General features: G+C 65.4%; 15 protein-coding genes and 1 riboswitch. Of the genes, 12 read left to right on the top strand and 3 right to left on the bottom strand.

The genetic code is table 11. The annotated features are described in order from the left end of the window. Positions 1 to 248 precede the first annotated feature (248 nt). From AC1DIM_RS08055 to AC1DIM_RS08035, 5 genes are all read left to right on the top strand, one after another. A complete protein-coding gene (locus AC1DIM_RS08055) occupies positions 249 to 4046 on the top strand; it encodes a multifunctional oxoglutarate decarboxylase/oxoglutarate dehydrogenase thiamine pyrophosphate-binding subunit/dihydrolipoyllysine-residue succinyltransferase subunit (protein WP_477709976.1) in 3798 nt (1265 codons plus the stop codon). A 120-nt stretch (positions 4047 to 4166) separates the two neighbouring features. Then, positions 4167 to 4766 carry a GDSL-type esterase/lipase family protein gene (locus AC1DIM_RS08050; RefSeq protein WP_477709975.1) on the top strand — a complete coding sequence of 200 codons (600 nt, stop codon included), beginning with the start codon at positions 4167 to 4169 and terminating at the stop codon, positions 4764 to 4766. Positions 4767 to 4923: 157 nt separating this feature from the next. Next, positions 4924 to 5766 (top strand): DUF4097 family beta strand repeat-containing protein, encoded by an 843-nt coding sequence (locus AC1DIM_RS08045; protein WP_477709974.1) that lies wholly within the window; start codon positions 4924 to 4926, stop codon positions 5764 to 5766. Further along, the gene (locus tag AC1DIM_RS08040; RefSeq protein WP_477709973.1) at positions 5766 to 6380 is read left to right on the top strand and encodes a PadR family transcriptional regulator; all 615 of its coding nucleotides are present in this window, start codon (positions 5766 to 5768) and stop codon (positions 6378 to 6380) included. Before AC1DIM_RS08045 ends, AC1DIM_RS08040 begins: the two co-directional genes overlap by 1 nt. Before the next feature lie 111 nt (positions 6381 to 6491). After that, entirely contained in the window at positions 6492 to 6566 is a 75-nt protein-coding gene (locus tag AC1DIM_RS08035) for a 50S ribosomal protein bL37 (RefSeq protein WP_369299106.1), read from the top strand. Between the two features lie 117 nt (positions 6567 to 6683). On the opposite strand, the gene rsrA is transcribed toward AC1DIM_RS08035, so the two are convergent. Together rsrA and AC1DIM_RS08025 are read right to left on the bottom strand one after the other, a co-directional pair. Then, positions 6684 to 6944 carry a mycothiol system anti-sigma-R factor gene (rsrA, locus tag AC1DIM_RS08030; protein ID WP_477709972.1) on the bottom strand — a complete coding sequence of 87 codons (261 nt, stop codon included), beginning with the start codon at positions 6942 to 6944 and terminating at the stop codon, positions 6684 to 6686. Beyond that, positions 6941 to 7792 (bottom strand): sigma-70 family RNA polymerase sigma factor, encoded by an 852-nt coding sequence (locus tag AC1DIM_RS08025; protein ID WP_477709971.1) that lies wholly within the window; start codon positions 7790 to 7792, stop codon positions 6941 to 6943. Before AC1DIM_RS08025 ends, rsrA begins: the two co-directional genes overlap by 4 nt. Positions 7793 to 8114: 322 nt before the next feature. Between AC1DIM_RS08025 and AC1DIM_RS08020 the strand changes: the two genes are divergently transcribed. The 5 genes from AC1DIM_RS08020 to AC1DIM_RS08000 all read left to right on the top strand — a co-directional run bounded on the left by AC1DIM_RS08020 (position 8115) and on the right by AC1DIM_RS08000 (position 13742). Beyond that, positions 8115 to 8648 (top strand): DoxX family protein, encoded by a 534-nt coding sequence (locus AC1DIM_RS08020; RefSeq protein WP_477709970.1) that lies wholly within the window; start codon positions 8115 to 8117, stop codon positions 8646 to 8648. A gap of 6 nt (positions 8649 to 8654) precedes the next feature. Then, entirely contained in the window at positions 8655 to 10046 is a 1392-nt protein-coding gene (gene aroA / locus AC1DIM_RS08015) for a 3-phosphoshikimate 1-carboxyvinyltransferase (RefSeq protein ID WP_477709969.1), read from the top strand. Further along, the gene (gene rsgA, locus AC1DIM_RS08010) at positions 10030 to 11145 is read left to right on the top strand and encodes a ribosome small subunit-dependent GTPase A (RefSeq protein WP_477709968.1); all 1116 of its coding nucleotides are present in this window, start codon (positions 10030 to 10032) and stop codon (positions 11143 to 11145) included. The genes aroA and rsgA overlap by 17 nt, the downstream gene beginning before the upstream one ends. 54 nt (positions 11146 to 11199) lie before the next feature. Further along, positions 11200 to 12012, top strand: a complete 813-nt coding sequence (gene hisN, locus AC1DIM_RS08005) for a histidinol-phosphatase (protein WP_477709967.1) — start codon at positions 11200 to 11202, stop codon at positions 12010 to 12012. A 159-nt stretch (positions 12013 to 12171) separates the two neighbouring features. Further along, a riboswitch (SAM riboswitch) is annotated at positions 12172 to 12285 on the top strand. Between the two features lie 35 nt (positions 12286 to 12320). Then, positions 12321 to 13742 (top strand): aminotransferase class V-fold PLP-dependent enzyme, encoded by a 1422-nt coding sequence (locus AC1DIM_RS08000; RefSeq protein WP_477709966.1) that lies wholly within the window; start codon positions 12321 to 12323, stop codon positions 13740 to 13742. A gap of 9 nt (positions 13743 to 13751) precedes the next feature. On the opposite strand, the gene AC1DIM_RS07995 is transcribed toward AC1DIM_RS08000, so the two are convergent. Continuing rightward, positions 13752 to 15083, bottom strand: a complete 1332-nt coding sequence (locus AC1DIM_RS07995) for an MFS transporter (RefSeq protein WP_477709965.1) — start codon at positions 15081 to 15083, stop codon at positions 13752 to 13754. 167 nt (positions 15084 to 15250) lie between these two features. Here AC1DIM_RS07995 and AC1DIM_RS07990 point away from each other — a divergent pair, with 167 nt between their 5' ends. Both AC1DIM_RS07990 and AC1DIM_RS07985 read left to right on the top strand, forming a co-directional pair. Continuing rightward, positions 15251 to 16009 (top strand): class I SAM-dependent methyltransferase, encoded by a 759-nt coding sequence (locus AC1DIM_RS07990; RefSeq protein ID WP_477709964.1) that lies wholly within the window; start codon positions 15251 to 15253, stop codon positions 16007 to 16009. A 31-nt stretch (positions 16010 to 16040) separates the two neighbouring features. Then, positions 16041 to 16754: a metal-dependent transcriptional regulator gene (locus AC1DIM_RS07985; protein ID WP_477709963.1), complete on the top strand. Its 714-nt coding sequence runs from the start codon at positions 16041 to 16043 to the stop codon at positions 16752 to 16754. Positions 16755 to 16764: the final 10 nt, after the last annotated feature.

Here is a 16764-nt window from a genome sequence, read left to right as displayed (position 1 = left end):
AGATTTACTGTCCATAAGAAGTTCAGTCTACAGGAGCGGATTGCGCCTTCCGCATGACCCTGACTTTTGCCACATTTCGGGATCTCCATGTCATTCCATGATTTGAGTCACCGTTATTGGCAGTTAACACAGAATGCTCATTAGACTGGCAAAGGTCCGGGTTCAGGACGCAGAAACTGGTTCGATTGTTGTGCTGAGGCACGTGGCGGCCAGAGGGACATCAAACTCATGGAAGAGGCGTATTTCAAGTGCCAGAGCAGCCTAGCCACCGTCTACCAGAGGAATTTGGCGGAAACGAGTGGCTCGTTGACGAACTGTACGAGCAATACCAAAAGGACAAGAACACCGTGGACACCAAGTGGTGGCCCCTGTTCGAATCCTTCGACTCGGGCAGCGAATCGTCTTCCAACGGGAGCTCGGCAGCTGCCGCAGCCAACCCCGCCACCCGTGAAATGCCCGCTGTAGCTCCGGCTGCGGCGCCTGTTGCATCTGCCCCGGCACCGGCGCCGGCGGCACAGGCTGCAGCACCGGCGTCCGCCCCCGCAGCGGCGAAGAAAGCCCCCGCTACGGTCGCCCGCGACGGCGCGAAGAAGGCCGAGCCCGGCAGCACTGTCCAGCCCATCCCTGCGCAGCTGCCCAAGAACCTTAAGGCGCCCACCGCCCCGGAAGAGAACGTAGTTTCCGTCCTTCGCGGCCCGGCCAAGGCCATCGCCACGAACATGATCACCAGCCTTGAGGTCCCCACGGCCACCAGCGTCCGGGCCATTCCCGCCAAGCTGCTGATCGACAACCGCCTGGTCATCAACTCCAATCTGGCGCGGGCACGCGGCGGCAAGGTTTCCTTCACCCACCTGATCGGCTACGCCGTGATCCGGGCCCTGGCGCAGTTCCCCTCGATGAACGTCTACTACGACGAAATCGACGGCAAGCCTGTGGCTGTCCAGCCGGCGCACGTCAACTTCGGCATTGCCATTGACATGCCCAAGCCGGACGGCACCCGCCTGCTCATGGTGCCGAACATCAAGAAGGCGGAGACCCTCAACTTCTCCGAGTTCTGGCACACCTACGAGGACCTGATCAAGCGGGCCCGCAGCGGCAAGCTGACCGCTGATGACCACTCGGGCACCACGGTCTCCCTGACTAACCCCGGCGGCATCGGCACCGTCCACTCCGTGCCGCGCCTATCCAAGGGCCAGGCTGCCATCATCGGTGTGGGCGCACTGGACTACCCCGCCGAGTTCCAGGGCGCAAGCGAAAAGATCATCGCGCAGAACGCCATCAGCAAGGTCCTCACCCTGACCTCCACCTATGACCACCGTGTCATCCAGGGTGCCGGCAGCGGCGAGTTCCTCAAGCTGGTGCACCAACTGCTCCTCGGCGCGCAGAACTTCTACGACGAAATCTTCGAGTCGCTGCGCATCCCGTACGAGCCCGTGCGCTGGAGCCCCGACCTGCAGGTCGACCCCGCTGATGAGATCAACAAGGTTGCCCGAATCCAGCAGCTGATCCACTCCTTCCGTGTACGCGGCCACCTGATGGCGGACACCGATCCCCTGGAGTACCGCCAGCGCAAGCACCCGGACCTCGACGTCCTCACCTACGGACTGACCCTCTGGGACCTGGACCGCGAGTGGCCCACCGGCGGTTTCGGCGGCGCCCCCATGCTCAAGTTCCGCGATATCCTCGGCGTACTCCGCGACGCCTACTGCCGCACCACGGGCATCGAGTACATGCACATCCAGGAGCCGGAAGAGCGCAAATGGTTCCAGGACCAGCTTGAGCACCCGTACTCGAAGCCCAGCCGCGAAGAGCAGCTGCGCATCGTCTCCAGGCTCAACGCTGCAGAAGCATTCGAAACCTTCCTGCAGACCAAGTTCGTAGGCCAGAAGCGCTTCTCCCTGGAGGGCGGCGAATCTCTGATTCCGCTGCTGGACGCCGTCATCTCCGAAGCCGCCGACGACGGACTGGACGAAGTTGCGATCGGCATGGCCCACCGCGGCCGCCTGAACGTGCTGACCAACATCGCCGGCAAGACCTACGCCCAGGTGTTCCGCGAATTCGAGGGCACCCAGGATCCCCGCTCCGTGCAGGGCTCCGGCGATGTGAAGTACCACCTCGGCACCGAAGGCACGTTCACCTCTGAAAACGGCAACGAGACCAAGGTCTACCTGGCCGCGAACCCGTCCCACCTCGAGGCCGTGGATTCCGTGCTGGAAGGCATCGTCCGCGCCAAGCAGGACCGCCTGGATCAGGGCGAGGCCTTCCCGGTCCTGCCCATCATGGTCCACGGCGATGCTGCGTTTGCCGGCCAGGGTGTCGTTGCCGAAACGTTGAACCTGTCCCAGCTGCGCGGCTACCGCACGGGTGGCACCATCCACGTGGTAGTCAACAACCAGGTGGGCTTCACCACCGCCCCGTCGTCCTCACGCTCGTCCACGTACTCCACGGACGTCGCCAAGATGATCCAGGCACCGGTGTTCCACGTGAACGGTGACGATCCCGAGGCCGTGGTCCGCATTGCCCAGCTCGCCTATGAGTTCCGGCAGCGCTTCCACAAGGACGTTGTGATCGACATGGTGTGCTACCGCCGCCGTGGCCACAACGAGGGCGACGACCCCTCGATGACCCAGCCCATGATGTACAACCTGATCGAAGCCAAGCGCTCCGTCCGCAAGCTGTACACCGAGGCACTGATCGGCCGTGGCGACATCACCGAGGAAGAAGCAGAGCAGCTGCTCCGCGACTACCAGGAACGGCTGGAACGGGTCTTCGCAGAAACGCACGCAGCCCAGACCTCGCCGATCCCGATCATCACCGCTGACTCGGCCGCCGTCGCTGACATTGAGCGTCCCATCGCCCAGCAGGCAGACTTCGGCACGAACGCCCCGGCCTCCACCGCCATCTCTCCGGAGACCCTGGCACGGATCGGGCACGCACACATCGAAATCCCCGAGGGCTTCACCGTCCACGCCAAGCTCAAGCAGCTCCTCGAAAAGCGGGAGCAGATGTCCCGCGAAGGCGGCATCGACTGGGGCTTTGGCGAAATCGCCGCCTTTGGCTCACTGATCATGGAAGGCGTTCCCGTCCGGCTCGCCGGCCAGGACTCACGCCGCGGCACTTTCGTGCAGCGCCACGCCGTGTTCCACGACCGCGCCAACGGCAACGAGTGGCTGCCCCTGGGCAACCTTTCTGACGACCAGGCCAAGCTGTGGATCTACGACTCCCTGCTCTCCGAATTCGCCGCCATGGGCTTCGAATACGGCTACTCCGTGGAACGCCCGGACGCCCTGGTGCTGTGGGAAGCGCAGTTCGGCGACTTCGTCAACGGCGCGCAGACCATCATCGATGAGTTCATCTCCTCGGCCGAGCAGAAGTGGGGCCAGCGCTCCTCGCTGGTGCTGATGCTGCCCCACGGCTACGAGGGCCAGGGTCCGGACCACTCCTCAGCCCGCATCGAACGCTTCCTGCAGATGTGCGCCGAAGAGAACATGATCGTCGCCAACCCCACCACGGCGGCATCGCACTTCCACCTGCTGCGCCGCCAGGCGTACAGCCGCCCGCGCAAGCCGTTGATCATCTTCACCCCGAAGCAGCTGCTGCGCCTCAAGGCTGCCGCCTCGTCCGTGGAGGACTTCACCACCGGCAGCTTCCGCCCTGTCATCGGTGACCATGAGCAGCTGGCGGCAAACGCCGTCGAACGCGTGCTGCTGGTTTCCGGGCGCCTCTACTACGACCTTCTGTCCACCCGGCAGAAGACCGACGACAAGACCACCGCCATTGTCCGCGTGGAGCAGCTGTACCCGCTGCCGCACGAGGAAATCGCGGCGGAACTGGCCAAGTACCCGAACGCCGAGGTTGTCTGGGCACAGGACGAGCCCGCCAACCAGGGACCGTGGCCGTTTATGGGCCTGCACCTGCCGGATGTGCTGGACCGGCGCGTGCGCCTGGTGTCGCGTCCCGCCTCGGCCGCCACGGCTGCCGGCTCAATGAAGCGGCACGCCGTCGAGCAGGATACGCTCCTGAAGCAGGCATTTGCTCGGAAGTAATAACAGTGGCTGCCCGGCCGGACGTCGAAATACCAGACTCCGGCCGGGCAGTTCTGTTTAATGGGATGAACCATAGCCACGCCGGCTGATGTCAGTCGGCACGGACGTAAAGAGGGACTTGTGGAAGACAGGAAGCTGCGGCTCGCAGCTGTTGGAGATGAACTGCTGGCCGGGCTGGGCGATCCCAGGGCGCTTGGCTGGCTGGGCCGGGTACTGGCCCGCACTCCCCACGACAGCGTGGCCATGGAAAGCTACGCCCTTCCCTGTCCCCAGGAAGGCACTGAGGGGCTCGCCGCCCGGTGGCTGGAAGAAGCCGGGCGACGTTTCAGCGACGCCCATGAGAACCGGCTGGTCATCGGCCTTTCGGGCCGGGACATCGAATTCGGCCTTTCCACCGCCCGCAGCCGGCTGAACCTGGCCAACATCCTGGATACGGCGTCGCAGAACCGGATCGAAGTCTTCGTGGTGGGGCCTCCCCCCACCCTGGACCCGGTCCAGAACCGGCGCCTCGCCGAACTGAACACCGCCTTCGCCGACGTGACCACGCGGCGCAAACACCTCTATGTGGACACCTTTTCCCCGCTGTTGAACCACGAGCAGTGGCGCCAGGACCTTGCCGCCAACAGCGGGACCCCTGGCCAGGCAGGTTACGGCCTGATGGCCTGGCTCGTCCTGCACCGCGGCTGGTTCCAGTGGCTCAAGATCGACACCCCCGAGTAAAACCCCAAACCCACTCTCATTAGATGCGGGTTTTTCGCGAACCCTCTCGCACTCCTGCAGACGCCGCCTCCCAGATTCGCGATATATCTTGACCTTCGCCGTGCCCCGATATACCGTGAGGGAATCAATCACGATATATCGCGGCCTTGGAGGATACATGTCAGAGAACAGCTGGACCGTCACCGGCCCGCAGGTCATCGACCTGGACGACGTAAAGTCACTGAAGCTCGGCATGGTCCGCGGGAGGTTCGACATCGTCGCCCACGCGGACTCCGTAGTCCGACTGGAGATCAACGACGTCCAGGGCGATCCTGTTGCCGTCTCGCTGACGGACGGCAGGCTTGAGGTCCGCCATCAGCTCCACGGCCCGCAAGGCTGGTTCAAGAACCTGATGGGCACGGTAAACCAGAACAGCAACAATTCCGCGGTGATCAGCATCGGGGTGCCCGCCGGGGTCGAGGTGGAGGCCGGCACCGTCAGCGGCGATGGCCTGGTGTCCGGCATCAGCGGGCACACCCGCCTCAACACCGTGTCGGGCTCTGTGATGGCGGACGGGACGTCCGGTCAGTTGCACGTCAACACTGTCAGCGGCGAGGTCATCGCACGGAACCACGACGGCGTCCTCACCGCCAAGAGTGTCTCCGGCGAGGTTACGGCTTCCGGCCGGTTCACAAGCATCAGGGCCAATACCGTCAGCGGTGACATGAGCTTCGACCTGCTCAGCTTCACGAACGATTTCGGTGCCAACTCCGTTTCGGGGGATGTCACCATTCGGTTGCCGCACGACGTCGGCGTGGACATCGTGGCGAAATCCGCCAGCGGTGTGGTGGTGATCGATGATCGTCAGTACTCCCAGCCCGGCGGCAAGGTGGAAACCATCGCAGGACCGGACCGCAAACTGATGCTGGTCCGCACCAACTCAGTGTCCGGCAGGACGTCCATCTTCCACGGACAGCCAGCCCGGAACGACGTTGCGCAAGATCCGGAGGCGGGGCACTAATGCCCCCGGTCTTCGCCCACGGTGCGCTGCGGCTGTACCTCCTGGCACTGCTGGAATCCGGGCCCAAGCACGGCTATGAACTGATCAAGGCCCTCAGTGAGCGGTTCGGCGGCACATACTCCCCCAGCGCCGGGACCATCTACCCGCGCCTGGGCAAGCTCGAGGAGGAAGGCCTGGTTGCCACCGAAACAGCAGGCCGCCGCACCAACTACCGGATCACTGCGGCGGGGCTCGCAGAACTAAACAAGCGCCGGGACGAACTCGCCGGCGTCGAAAATGACATTTCCGCCTCGGTCCGGCGGCTGGCGGACAACCTGCGCGCGGACATCCGCGCCAACATGCGCGGACTGCGTGCCGATTTGGCCGCCACGGCCGAGGCTGCCCGCTCCACCGCCCGCGCCGCCGACTTCAGGAAAGCCGGCAGCCGCCAGACGTCCGAAGGGATCCGCGAACTCAAGGAAGCCGAAATGCTGCTCCAGGCGTTCCGGGACGATCTCCGGGTGGAACTTCGCCTTCAGGCCAGTCGGCAGGCGCTCAGTCCCGTCACCCTGGAAACAGTCAGGACGGTACTCGATCAGGCGCGCATCGCCATCCGTAACTCGCTGCCAGGCTAAACCGCACGTCGCCATTATTGACGGGAAGCGTTTCGCGTTTCGCGGCGTGTCCCATGGTGTGGGAGACTTGAGGGCAGCTCTTTTGAGTACCAACATTTAAGGAGGCCAGCTATGAGCAAGCGTGCACGTAAACGTCGTGACCGTAAGCGTGGCGGCGCGAACCACGGGAAGCGCCCCAACACCTAAGCCAATGCTTGGAGTAACGGTTTAAGCGAAGGACCCCGGTAGCCACCTGGCTTCCGGGGTCCTTCGTCTTTGCGGCTGCTCACTCGTTACAGGCCGCCGCCGCACTGTCTGCCGGGGTCAGGCACCCACGGGACGGATGGCGTGGATGCGGTCCAGGATGGCGTTCTTCAGGTTGTCGGGCGCAGCCTCGGTGCAGGAGCGCTTGACCATGTTGCGGATGACGCACTCCAGGTCATACTGCTCGGTGCATTCAGGACAGTCATCAAGATGGTTCTTGATTTCGGTGATGTCCTCGCGGGTCAAGGCTCCGTCGAGGTACTCGTAGATGCGTTGCATCCGCGTGTCATCGCAGTCGCCCAATCCTTGGCAGTCGCTCATTTCCTGTTCTCCTGTTGTGTACTCGCGGCCGTGTCCTGTGATTCGACGGCGCCTTTGAATCCTCGATCGGCGGCATAGTCCGCCAGCAGGTCCCGCAACATTTTCCGGCCGCGGTGAAGCCGGGACATCACGGTGCCGATCGGCGTGTTCATGATGTCCGAAATTTCCTTGTAGGCGAAGCCTTCGACGTCGGCAAAGTACACCGCCAGGCGGAACTCCTCGGGGATCGACTGCAACGCCCGCTTGACGTCAGAGTCCGGCAGGTGGTCAAGAGCCTCGGCCTCAGCCGACCGCAGGCCACGGGAGGTGTGCGACTCCGCCCTGGCCAGCTGCCAGTCCTCGATAGTGTCCGAGTTGGACTGCAACGGCTCGCGCTGCCGTTTCCTGTACAGGTTGATGTACGTATTGGTCAGGATCCGGTACAGCCACGCCTTGAGGTTGGTGCCAGGCTTGTACTGGTGGAACGCGGAAAACGCCTTGGTGTAGGCCTCCTGTACCAGGTCTTCCGCGTCAGCGGGGTTCCTGGCCATGCGCATGGCGGCCGAATAGAGCTGATCCACATACTGCATGGCGTCACGCTCGAAGCGGATGCGGCGTTCCTCGGTTGACTCGGTGGCGACGTCCACGGGCTGCTCCGTCGAACCGGATTCGGCTGCTGCGGGCCCGGCCGTCTGCGGCGCTGCCGCCTCAGGTACGGGTGCCGCCGCTTCGGGTACGGCCGTCCCAGGCCCATCCACAGGCGTCTCCACGCCCGCCGCGGGGGAACCGGGCTGGGCGTCGCCGCTGGTTTTGGCGCCGCGTTGCGGGGCCCCATACATGGCCTCAACGGCCGGATCCACGGTACTCATTGCGCCCAAGTCTACTGTGACGGCCTTGGCGCGCGGCGTGCCGTACTCCGGAGGATCTGATTCCAGAGCCTGAAGCGTGAGTGGACCGGATGTCTCCAGCCCGTCTGTCAGCAACCTCAAGGGCCACTCCGTTCTCTTCCAAGCCGACTTGAGATGGGCCAGTGCGCCCGGCAAAGTATTTGGCCAGCTAGACCTACTGCCGCCGGTGTTCGACGGACCTGCAATTCACAACCTCCGGTGGCGGGCAAATATTCCTCAAAAGTGCAAGACTAGAACGGACTCCGCCGCATTCGACGCGGTTCGTTCAGCCAGGAGGAAATTCATGTCCTTTGTCCGTACCCTCGCCCGGCCTATGCTGGCCTCCAGTTTCGTTTTCGCAGGACTGGACAAGCTGAAGAACGCCGATGACACCGCGCAGCAGCTCTCTCCGCTCCTGCAGAAGGCCGCCGCGTCGCTGCCGTTCCAGGCCGACGAGAAGATGCTGGCCCGCGTGATCGGCGGAACCCAGGTGGGTGCCGGCGTGCTGTTTGGCCTGGGCAAGTTCAGCCGACTCTCGGCCACGGTACTGACAGTCATTTCGCTCCTGAACACCTTTGTGGAGTGGCGCAGTGCCGATATCAGCACCAAGGAAGGCCGCCAAGCCCGCCGAAACCAGCTGTTGAAAAACGCTTCCCTCAGCGGCGGCGCCCTGCTGGCCTCGGTGGATACCGCCGGCAAGCCCGGCCTCGCCTGGCGTGCCGAGCACATTGCTGCCGACGCCCGGAAGACTGCTGCGGGGGCCCGGAAGACCACCGGCAAAAAGCTCCATGAGGCAGACAAGGCTGTGCGCCGCGCCGTGCACGCGACGGGGGCATAAGGCCGAATGACAGGCTCCACCCCGCCAGCATCCCCCGATTCCGACAACCTCATCCCGAACTGGCCTGCCCCGTTTGCCGCCCGTCCCATCAACGCCACGGTTACGGTGCCGGGTTCGAAATCGCTGACCAACAGGTTCCTGGTGCTGGCCGCGCTGGCTGACGGCCCGTCCCGCCTGCGCGCACCCCTGCATTCCCGCGACTCAGCCCTGATGATCGAGGCCCTCCGCCAGCTGGGAGCCACCGTCACGGAGGTGCCCGGGGACGGCGCGTTTGGGCCCGACCTTGAGGTCACGCCGCTCAGCCAGGATGCTGCGTCGGCACGCACGCACATCGATTGCGGCTTGGCCGGAACGGTGATGCGTTTTGTGCCGCCGCTGGCGGCGCTGCGGAGGGGTGCCAGCGTTTTCGACGGCGACCCCCACGCCCGGAAGCGCCCCATGGGCGCCATCATCGAGGCGCTGCAAGCGCTCGGCGTGGCCCTGACAACGGACGACGGCGGCGCCCCCTCCGCACTGCCGTTCACTGTTGAAGGCACCGGCGAAGTCCGCGGCGGCCACCTGGTCATTGATGCAAGCGGGTCATCGCAGTTCGTTTCGGCCCTCCTGCTGGTGGGTGCACGGTTCACCGAGGGACTCCATCTGGAGCACGCGGGCAATCCGGTGCCCAGCCTGGACCACATCAACATGACAGTGGCCGTGCTTCGCGGCGCCGGGGTGTCCGTGGACGATTCCAGGCCAAACCACTGGGTGGTGGAACCGGGTCCCATCCGTGCCCTTGACCAGCGCATCGAACAGGACCTCTCCAACGCCGGCCCCTTCCTGGCCGCGGCCCTGGCCTCCGGCGGGACAGTAAGGATCCCGGACTGGCCCGCCGAAACCACCCAGGTGGGTGACCAGTGGCGGACCATCCTCGCAGACATGGGCGCAGACGTCAGCCTGGCTGACGGCGTCCTGACCGTCACCGGCGGAGCCGAGATCAAGGGCGCGGAATTTGACGAGACCAGCGAGCTCGCCCCCACCGTGGCGGCTCTGTGCGCACTGGCCAGTAGCCCGTCGCGGCTGACCGGCATCGCCCACCTGCGCGGCCATGAAACTGACCGGCTGGCAGCGCTGGTCACCGAAATCAACCGCCTCGGCGGTGACGCGGAGGAGACCACCGACGGCCTGGTGATCCGCCCGGCCACGTTGCACGCTGGCGTCGTCCACAGCTACGCAGACCACCGAATGGCCACCGCGGGGGCCATCCTGGGCCTGGCAGTGCCGGGCATTGAAGTGCAGGACATCGGCACCACCGCCAAGACCATGCCGGAGTTCCCGCAGATGTGGGCGGACATGGTGGCCCAGGGCGCAGTCCCCGCCAACGGGACGGAAGGTTCCAGCGGTGGCCCGCAGCACTGATTCGTGGGACGAGTCCGACGTCCGGATCCGCCCCAGCAAAAAAGGCTCACGGCCCCGCACCAAGGACCGTCCCAGCCACGATGACGCCGTCACGGGCCGCATCATCACGGTGGACCGCGGCCGCTACACCGCCGTGGTGGGCGAGGACTCGGGCGACGAGCGGATCATCATCGCCGCGCGCGCCCGTGAACTGCGCCGCTCCCCCGTGGTGGCCGGCGATTTTGTGTCCCTCGTCGGAGACGTCTCCGGGGAACCCGACACCCTGGCGCGCCTGGTCCGGATCCAGGACCGCCGCACCCTGCTGCGCCGCAGCGCCGATGACACGGATCCCATCGAGCGCGCGGTGGTGGCCAACGCCGACCAGCTGGTGGTGGTGGTGGCCGCCGCCAACCCGGAGCCGCGCACCGGATTCATCGACCGCGCCCTGGTGGCGGCGTACGACGCCGGCATTGAGCCGCTGCTGCTGGTCACCAAGGCGGACGTCAAGGATCCGGCGGAACTGTTGTCCAATTACGAGCATCTGGACTTCCCGGTCATCATCAGCCGGACAGCCGATTCCGCCGCCTCGGGCATCGATGCGCGCTCCGATGACGGCCTGTCGGCCCGTCTGGACAGTGACGCTGTTTCCCAGCTCCGGGCCTACCTGGACGGCAAAGTCACCGTGATGCTGGGGCATTCCGGCGTGGGCAAGTCCACCATGGTCAACGCACTCACCGGCGCCGAACGGGCTACCGGCGGCGTGAACGCGGTGACGGGCCGCGGCCGCCACACCTCGTCGTCGGCCCTTGCCTTGAAACTGGCAGGCGCACCGGCCGGGAGCTGGATCATCGACACCCCGGGCATCCGCTCGTTCGGTTTGGCCCACGTGGACGCGGACCGGATCCTGCGGTCCTTCCCGGACCTGGAGCCGGGCACGGACGCCTGCGAGCGGGGCTGCAAACACAACTCCGCCGCCGTCAACTGCGGGCTGGACTCGTGGGTGGCCGAGGGGCATGCCGGCCCGACCGGCCCCGCCCGGCTTGCCTCACTGCGGCGGCTGCTCGGCACCGACCCGCGGCTGGAAGGCCAGGAAACCAAGGAACTGGGCAGCATCAGCTAGCGCCTGGGCGCCGAGGTCCCCAACCCGGCGGCCCTTAGACGGTAGTTTGTAACCATGATCCAACCCGCTTCGAGCTACAACGATGACCTCCGCCTGGCCCATGTGCTGGCTGATTCCGTGGATGACCAGACCATGAGCCGCTTCAAGGCCCTGGACCTGCACGTCGAGACCAAGCCCGACCTGACGCCGGTCACGGATGCGGACAAGTCGGCCGAAGAGGCCATCCGCGGCCAGCTGTCGCGCTCGCGTCCCCGGGACGCGGTCCTCGGCGAGGAATTCGGCAGCTCCGGCCACGGCTCCCGGCGCTGGATCATTGATCCGATCGACGGCACCAAGAACTTTGTCCGCGGCGTACCCGTGTGGGCCACCCTGATTGCCCTCGTGGACGAGGGCGAACCCGTGGTGGGCGTGGTCAGTGCACCCGCGCTGGGTAAACGCTGGTGGGCGGCGAAGGGTGCCGGCGCCTACATGGGCAAGTCCCTCGCGGCAGCAACGAGGCTGCGGGTCTCGAATGTGTCCAACCTCGCCGATGCGTCCCTGTCCTATTCCAGCCTGGGCGGCTGGAAGGAACGCGGCAACCTGGATGAGTTCCTGGGCCTCACCGAGGACGTTTGGCGCACCCGGGCGTACGGTGATTTCTGGTCCTACTGCATGGTGGCTGAAGGCTCCGTCGACATTGCCTGCGAGCCCGAGCTGAACCTCTACGACATGGCTGCCCTGGTTCCCATCGTGGTGGAAGCCGGCGGCCGTTTTACGTCGTTGGAAGGCCAGGACGGGCCCTTCGGTGGCAATGCGCTGGCCACCAACTCCATCCTGCACTCCGAGGTACTCAAGCGGCTGAACCCGGATCTGGACGACCTGCTTTAGGCCTCATGCTCCGAATATTTGACGGCGGGCGCCTCCACTGAAGGGCGCCCGCCGTCGTTTCTTCGACAAAACTCCTGTTTCCTCAAGCAGTCGTAATAAACGCCTTAACATTCCATGGGGCTTTTCCGTTGCCGCGGAGATGTCCTACGCTCTTTAACAGGTCACGAGTGCCAGCGCTAAACCCCGGTTTGCTGGCCGGCAACCCTCCATTCGCGGTGGGGTGCCCCGGGTGACGACCAGGCCGGTCCTCAATGGGCACGGCAAGCGCGGATTCCCGGCACCGGGAGTCCTTTTAAAGTGAGGTCTCCGTGACAACTGCCACCGTCTCCCCCGCCGTCCCCAACACCGCCGCCGCAGCTCTTTCCGGCGAACTTGCCGCCATCGCCGGACGCCCTCTGTCCGCCGTCACCGGCGCAGAAATCCAGGCTCCGCTGATCCAGGGCGGCCATATCCGCTACGCCAACCTCGACTACGGCGCCTCGGCCCCCGCCCTCTCCGTGGTCTCGGCCTACCTCAACGAGATCCTGCCGTTCTACGCCAGCGTCCACCGCGGCGCCGGCTACGCGTCACAGATCAGCACCTCCGTGTATGAGAACGCCAGGAACATCGTGCGGGACTTCGTGGGCGGCCGGCCGGATGACTCCGTGATCTTCACCCGCAACACCACCGATTCGCTGAACCTGCTGGCGGGTTGCCTGCCGCACACGGAGGGCCAGCCCTCCGGCGACGTCCTCTACCTTGACATCGAGCACCACGCCAACCTCCTGCCGTGGCAGGGTGTCCCGCACCGCAGCGTGGTGGCCGCTCCAACCATCACGGGGACCATCGCAGCCCTGCGCGCCGAACTTCAGCAGGGCCACGTCAGCCTGCTCGCTGTCACCGGAGCCTCCAACGTGACCGGCGAAATCCTCCCCATCCGTGCCCTCGCCGCGCTGGCCCACGAACACGGCGCCCGCATCGTGGTGGATGCCGCACAGCTCGCACCGCACCGGCGCATTAACATCAGCTCCGACGACGTCGACTACCTCGCCTTCTCCGGCCACAAGCTCTACGCACCGTTTGGCGCCGGCGTCCTGGTGGGGCGCACGGACTGGCTCGACGCCGGCACTCCGCACCTGGCGGGTGGCGGCGCCGTCCGTGAGGCAAAGCTCGACGCCGTCAGCTGGGCCACCGGCCCGGCCCGCCACGAGGGGGGCTCGCCCAACGTCCTGGGCGCCGCCACGCTGGCCCGCGCCACGCAGGTCATCGCTTCATTGGACCAGGAACGCTGGCACGCCCATGAGGCTGCCATCAGGTCCTATCTCGTGGAAGGGCTGCAGAAGATCGACGGTGTGACGGTCCACCAGATCTTCTCGGACACCGATCCCGGCACCGGCACCATCGGAGTAGTGAACTTCTCCGTGGCCGGTTACGACGCCGGATTGGTCGCCGCGTACCTTTCGGCAGAGCATGGCGTCGGCCTGCGGGACGGTCGCTTCTGCGCTCACCCGCTGCTCAAACGCCTCGGCCTCCCCTCCGGTTCGCTGCGCGCCAGCTTCGGCGTGGGGTCCCGGCTGGAGGACGCCGAACGGCTGCTCACCGGCCTCGAACAGCTGCGCCGCACGGGCCTGGGGTGGGACTACGTAGTGGATTCAGGCCGCTGGGTTCCGGCCAATGACGCCCGCACCTACCCGCATTGGGCACCGAACACGCCCGGCACCGCCGGGGCGGCTCCCTGCCTCGACGACTGAGCTCCTTGGCTAGGCCTGGGCGGTGGCGCCGTCTGTGGGCTTCACGACCCGGGCCGGGTTCCGGATGCCCAACGCTGAGACCGCGCCACCAATGACCAGGAGGATGCCGGTGGCGATCAGCACCCGATGGAATCCGTCCAGGTTGAGCTGCTTCCCGGCGATGAGCCCGACGAAGGCGATGCCAACCAGGCCCGATACACGGGCAACCGCGTTGTTTACTGCCGAGCCAATGCCGGACTGCTGCTCGGAGATCGAGCCCAGGATGGCCGCGGTAAGCGGTGCAACTGTTGCGGAGAGCCCCGCCCCAAAGAGGATGATTCCCGGCAGCAGTTGATTCCAGTAGTTGACGGGTAGTTGTGATGACACCATCAGGAAGTAGCCGAGGCCGGCACCGGCCGGGCCCAGCGCCATGAACCAGCGCGGGCCGTATCGGCCGGCGAGTGAACCGAACCATGACGACAGGAAGATACTCAGCAGGCTGACCGGCAGCAGGGCGACGGCGGCGAGTGTCGCCGAGTATCCGGCCACCTGCTGCAGGAAAAGCACGATGATGAATCCGCCGATGGAGAGCGCGGCATAGATGAACATGGTGGCCATGTTTCCCGCCGCAAAGTTTCTCACGGCGAAGAGACTCAGCGGCATGAGGGGCTGTTTCGCTGTTGCCTGCCGCCAGATGAACGCCGCGAAGCAGACGACTCCCAGGATCAGGGGCACCAGGATGCCCGGGCTTCCCCACCCTTGTGTGGCCTGTTCGATCAGGGCATAGACCGGTCCGGCCAGCCCCAGCACACACAGCACGGCCCCGGGATAATCGATGCCCACCCCTGCCTCGCGGACGTCGGAGGCGCGAAGCACAGCCAGGAGACATAAGGTCACCACAATCGGCACAACATTGATGCCAAACACCCATCTCCAGCCGACAGAATCCACCAGGACGCCGCCCACGAGCGGTCCGGCGATGAAGGCCACGGTGGTACCGGCGGTCCACTGGCCAATGGCCTTGGCCCGGGCGGCGCCGTCAAAGTGCGAGGTGATGAGCGCCAGCGAACTGGGCACGAGCAGAGCCCCGGCGATGCCCTGCAAGGCCCGGGAAATGATCAGCATTTCAGCGCTGGGGGCGAACGCGCACATCAGTGACGTCACCCCGAAACCGATCAGTCCGGTGCGGAGAATGAGGACCCGTCCGAGTACGTCAGAGAGCGAACCCGCAAGCAGGATGAGTGACCCGAGCGTGATCAGGTAGGCGTCCACGACCCATTGCTGGGTTGTCAGGCCGCCGCCCAGGTCACGGGATATGGCAGGTAGCGCCACGTTGATGACGCTGCTGTCCAAGAAGGACACCAAAGAGGCGAGAATCGAGATCCACAGGACGAGTCTCTGTGCACGTGTCGTCGGAGGAAAGCCCACTCCTCCAGTAAACACCGCCCGGGCAACTGCGGGCGGTTCACTGGCATCAGGTAGTTTAAGTTTGAAGGATACCCATGGACATTAGGTGAAGGAGGCCGCACGTGGCACGGGGTGGCCCCAGGCTTGACCACGGCCGGCGCCTGGAGCTCGGACAGAGCTTCCAGGACGGCGGCGAACACTACCAACGCGTGCGCCCCGGCTACCCCGGTGACGCTGCCGACTGGCTGGTCCCGGCCGGCGCCCGTGATGCCGTGGATGTGGGTGCCGGCACAGGCAAATTCGCCGCGCTGCTGCTGGAGCGCGGCCTCGCCGTCTCCGCTGTTGACCCCTCCGATGACATGCTGGAACAGCTCCGGGCGCACTACCCGCAGGTGGCGGCAACCCAGGGAACTGCGGAGGCGACAGGCCTTGCAGACGCAGCGTTCGACGTCGTGAGCGTTGCCCAGGCGTGGCACTGGTGCGATCCGCTGCCGGCCAGCACCGAACTAGCGCGGATCCTGAGGCCTGGCGGAACGCTGGGACTGATCTGGAACCAGCTGGACACCTCCGTTCCTTGGGTGCACCGGCTGTCCCGCATCATGCATGCTGGAGATGTCTACAAACCCGGATTCCGGCCGGTGGTGGGTCCGGAATTCGAGGGCCTCGAGAGCCACGTGACCCGCTGGGAGGACAGCCTCAGCACCACGGACATCATGGAGCTGACAAAGTCGCGCAGCTATTACCTGCGTGCGGGCGACGCCACCCGAAACAAAGTCCTGGCGAACCTCGACTGGTACCTGCACGAGCATCTGGGGCATGGCGCCGACGAGGACATCAACCTGCCGTACCTGACCCTTACATGGCGGGCCTCTAAAGCGTGAGTGCCACGTGCCACCGGGTAGGCTTGACGTCGTGAAGACCAGYGCSCCCTCYTCCTCGATYGAGGACTACGTCAAGGTCATCTACGGCTTCACGGAGTGGCAGGACAAGCCCATCACGTCTTCGCAGCTGGCGCAGCGTCTCGGCGTGGCCAACTCCTCGGTCTCCGAGATGGTCCGCAAGCTCAAGGACCAGGGCCTGGTGGACCACAAGCCCTACAGCGCCGTCACCCTCACCTCTGCCGGCATCCGGCTGGCGCTGTCCATGGTCCGCCGCCACCGCCTCATTGAGACGTACCTTGTGCAGGAGCTCGGCTACAGCTGGGACGAAGTCCATGACGAAGCCGAACTGCTCGAGCATGCCGTGTCGGACACGTTTATTGAGCGCATGGCGGAGAAATTGGGCGACCCCCAACGCGACCCGCACGGCGATCCAATCCCGACCGCGGACGGTGCGGTCCTTATGCCGGAGGCCCACCTGCTCGCCGAACTCGATCCCGGGCACACCGGCCGGATCACCCGGATCAGCGACGAGAACCCGGACCTGCTTCGCTATCTTGCGGCAGAGAACATCGACCTCGACGCCGATGTGGAGGTCATGGGCCGCAAGCCGTTCGGCGGGGCCTTGGTGGTCCGGATCAATAACGCCGGCAGGACGCGGGAGTACGATCTCGCAGACGAAATCACGGCCGCGCTCTGGGTGCAGACCGACCAGCCGCACGCCGGTTGCATCCTCGGCGACCGCTGAATGAAGCACG

Source organism: Pseudarthrobacter sp. 01T43 (genome assembly GCF_056398665.1).
This window is presented reverse-complemented; position numbering and strand designations above follow the sequence as displayed.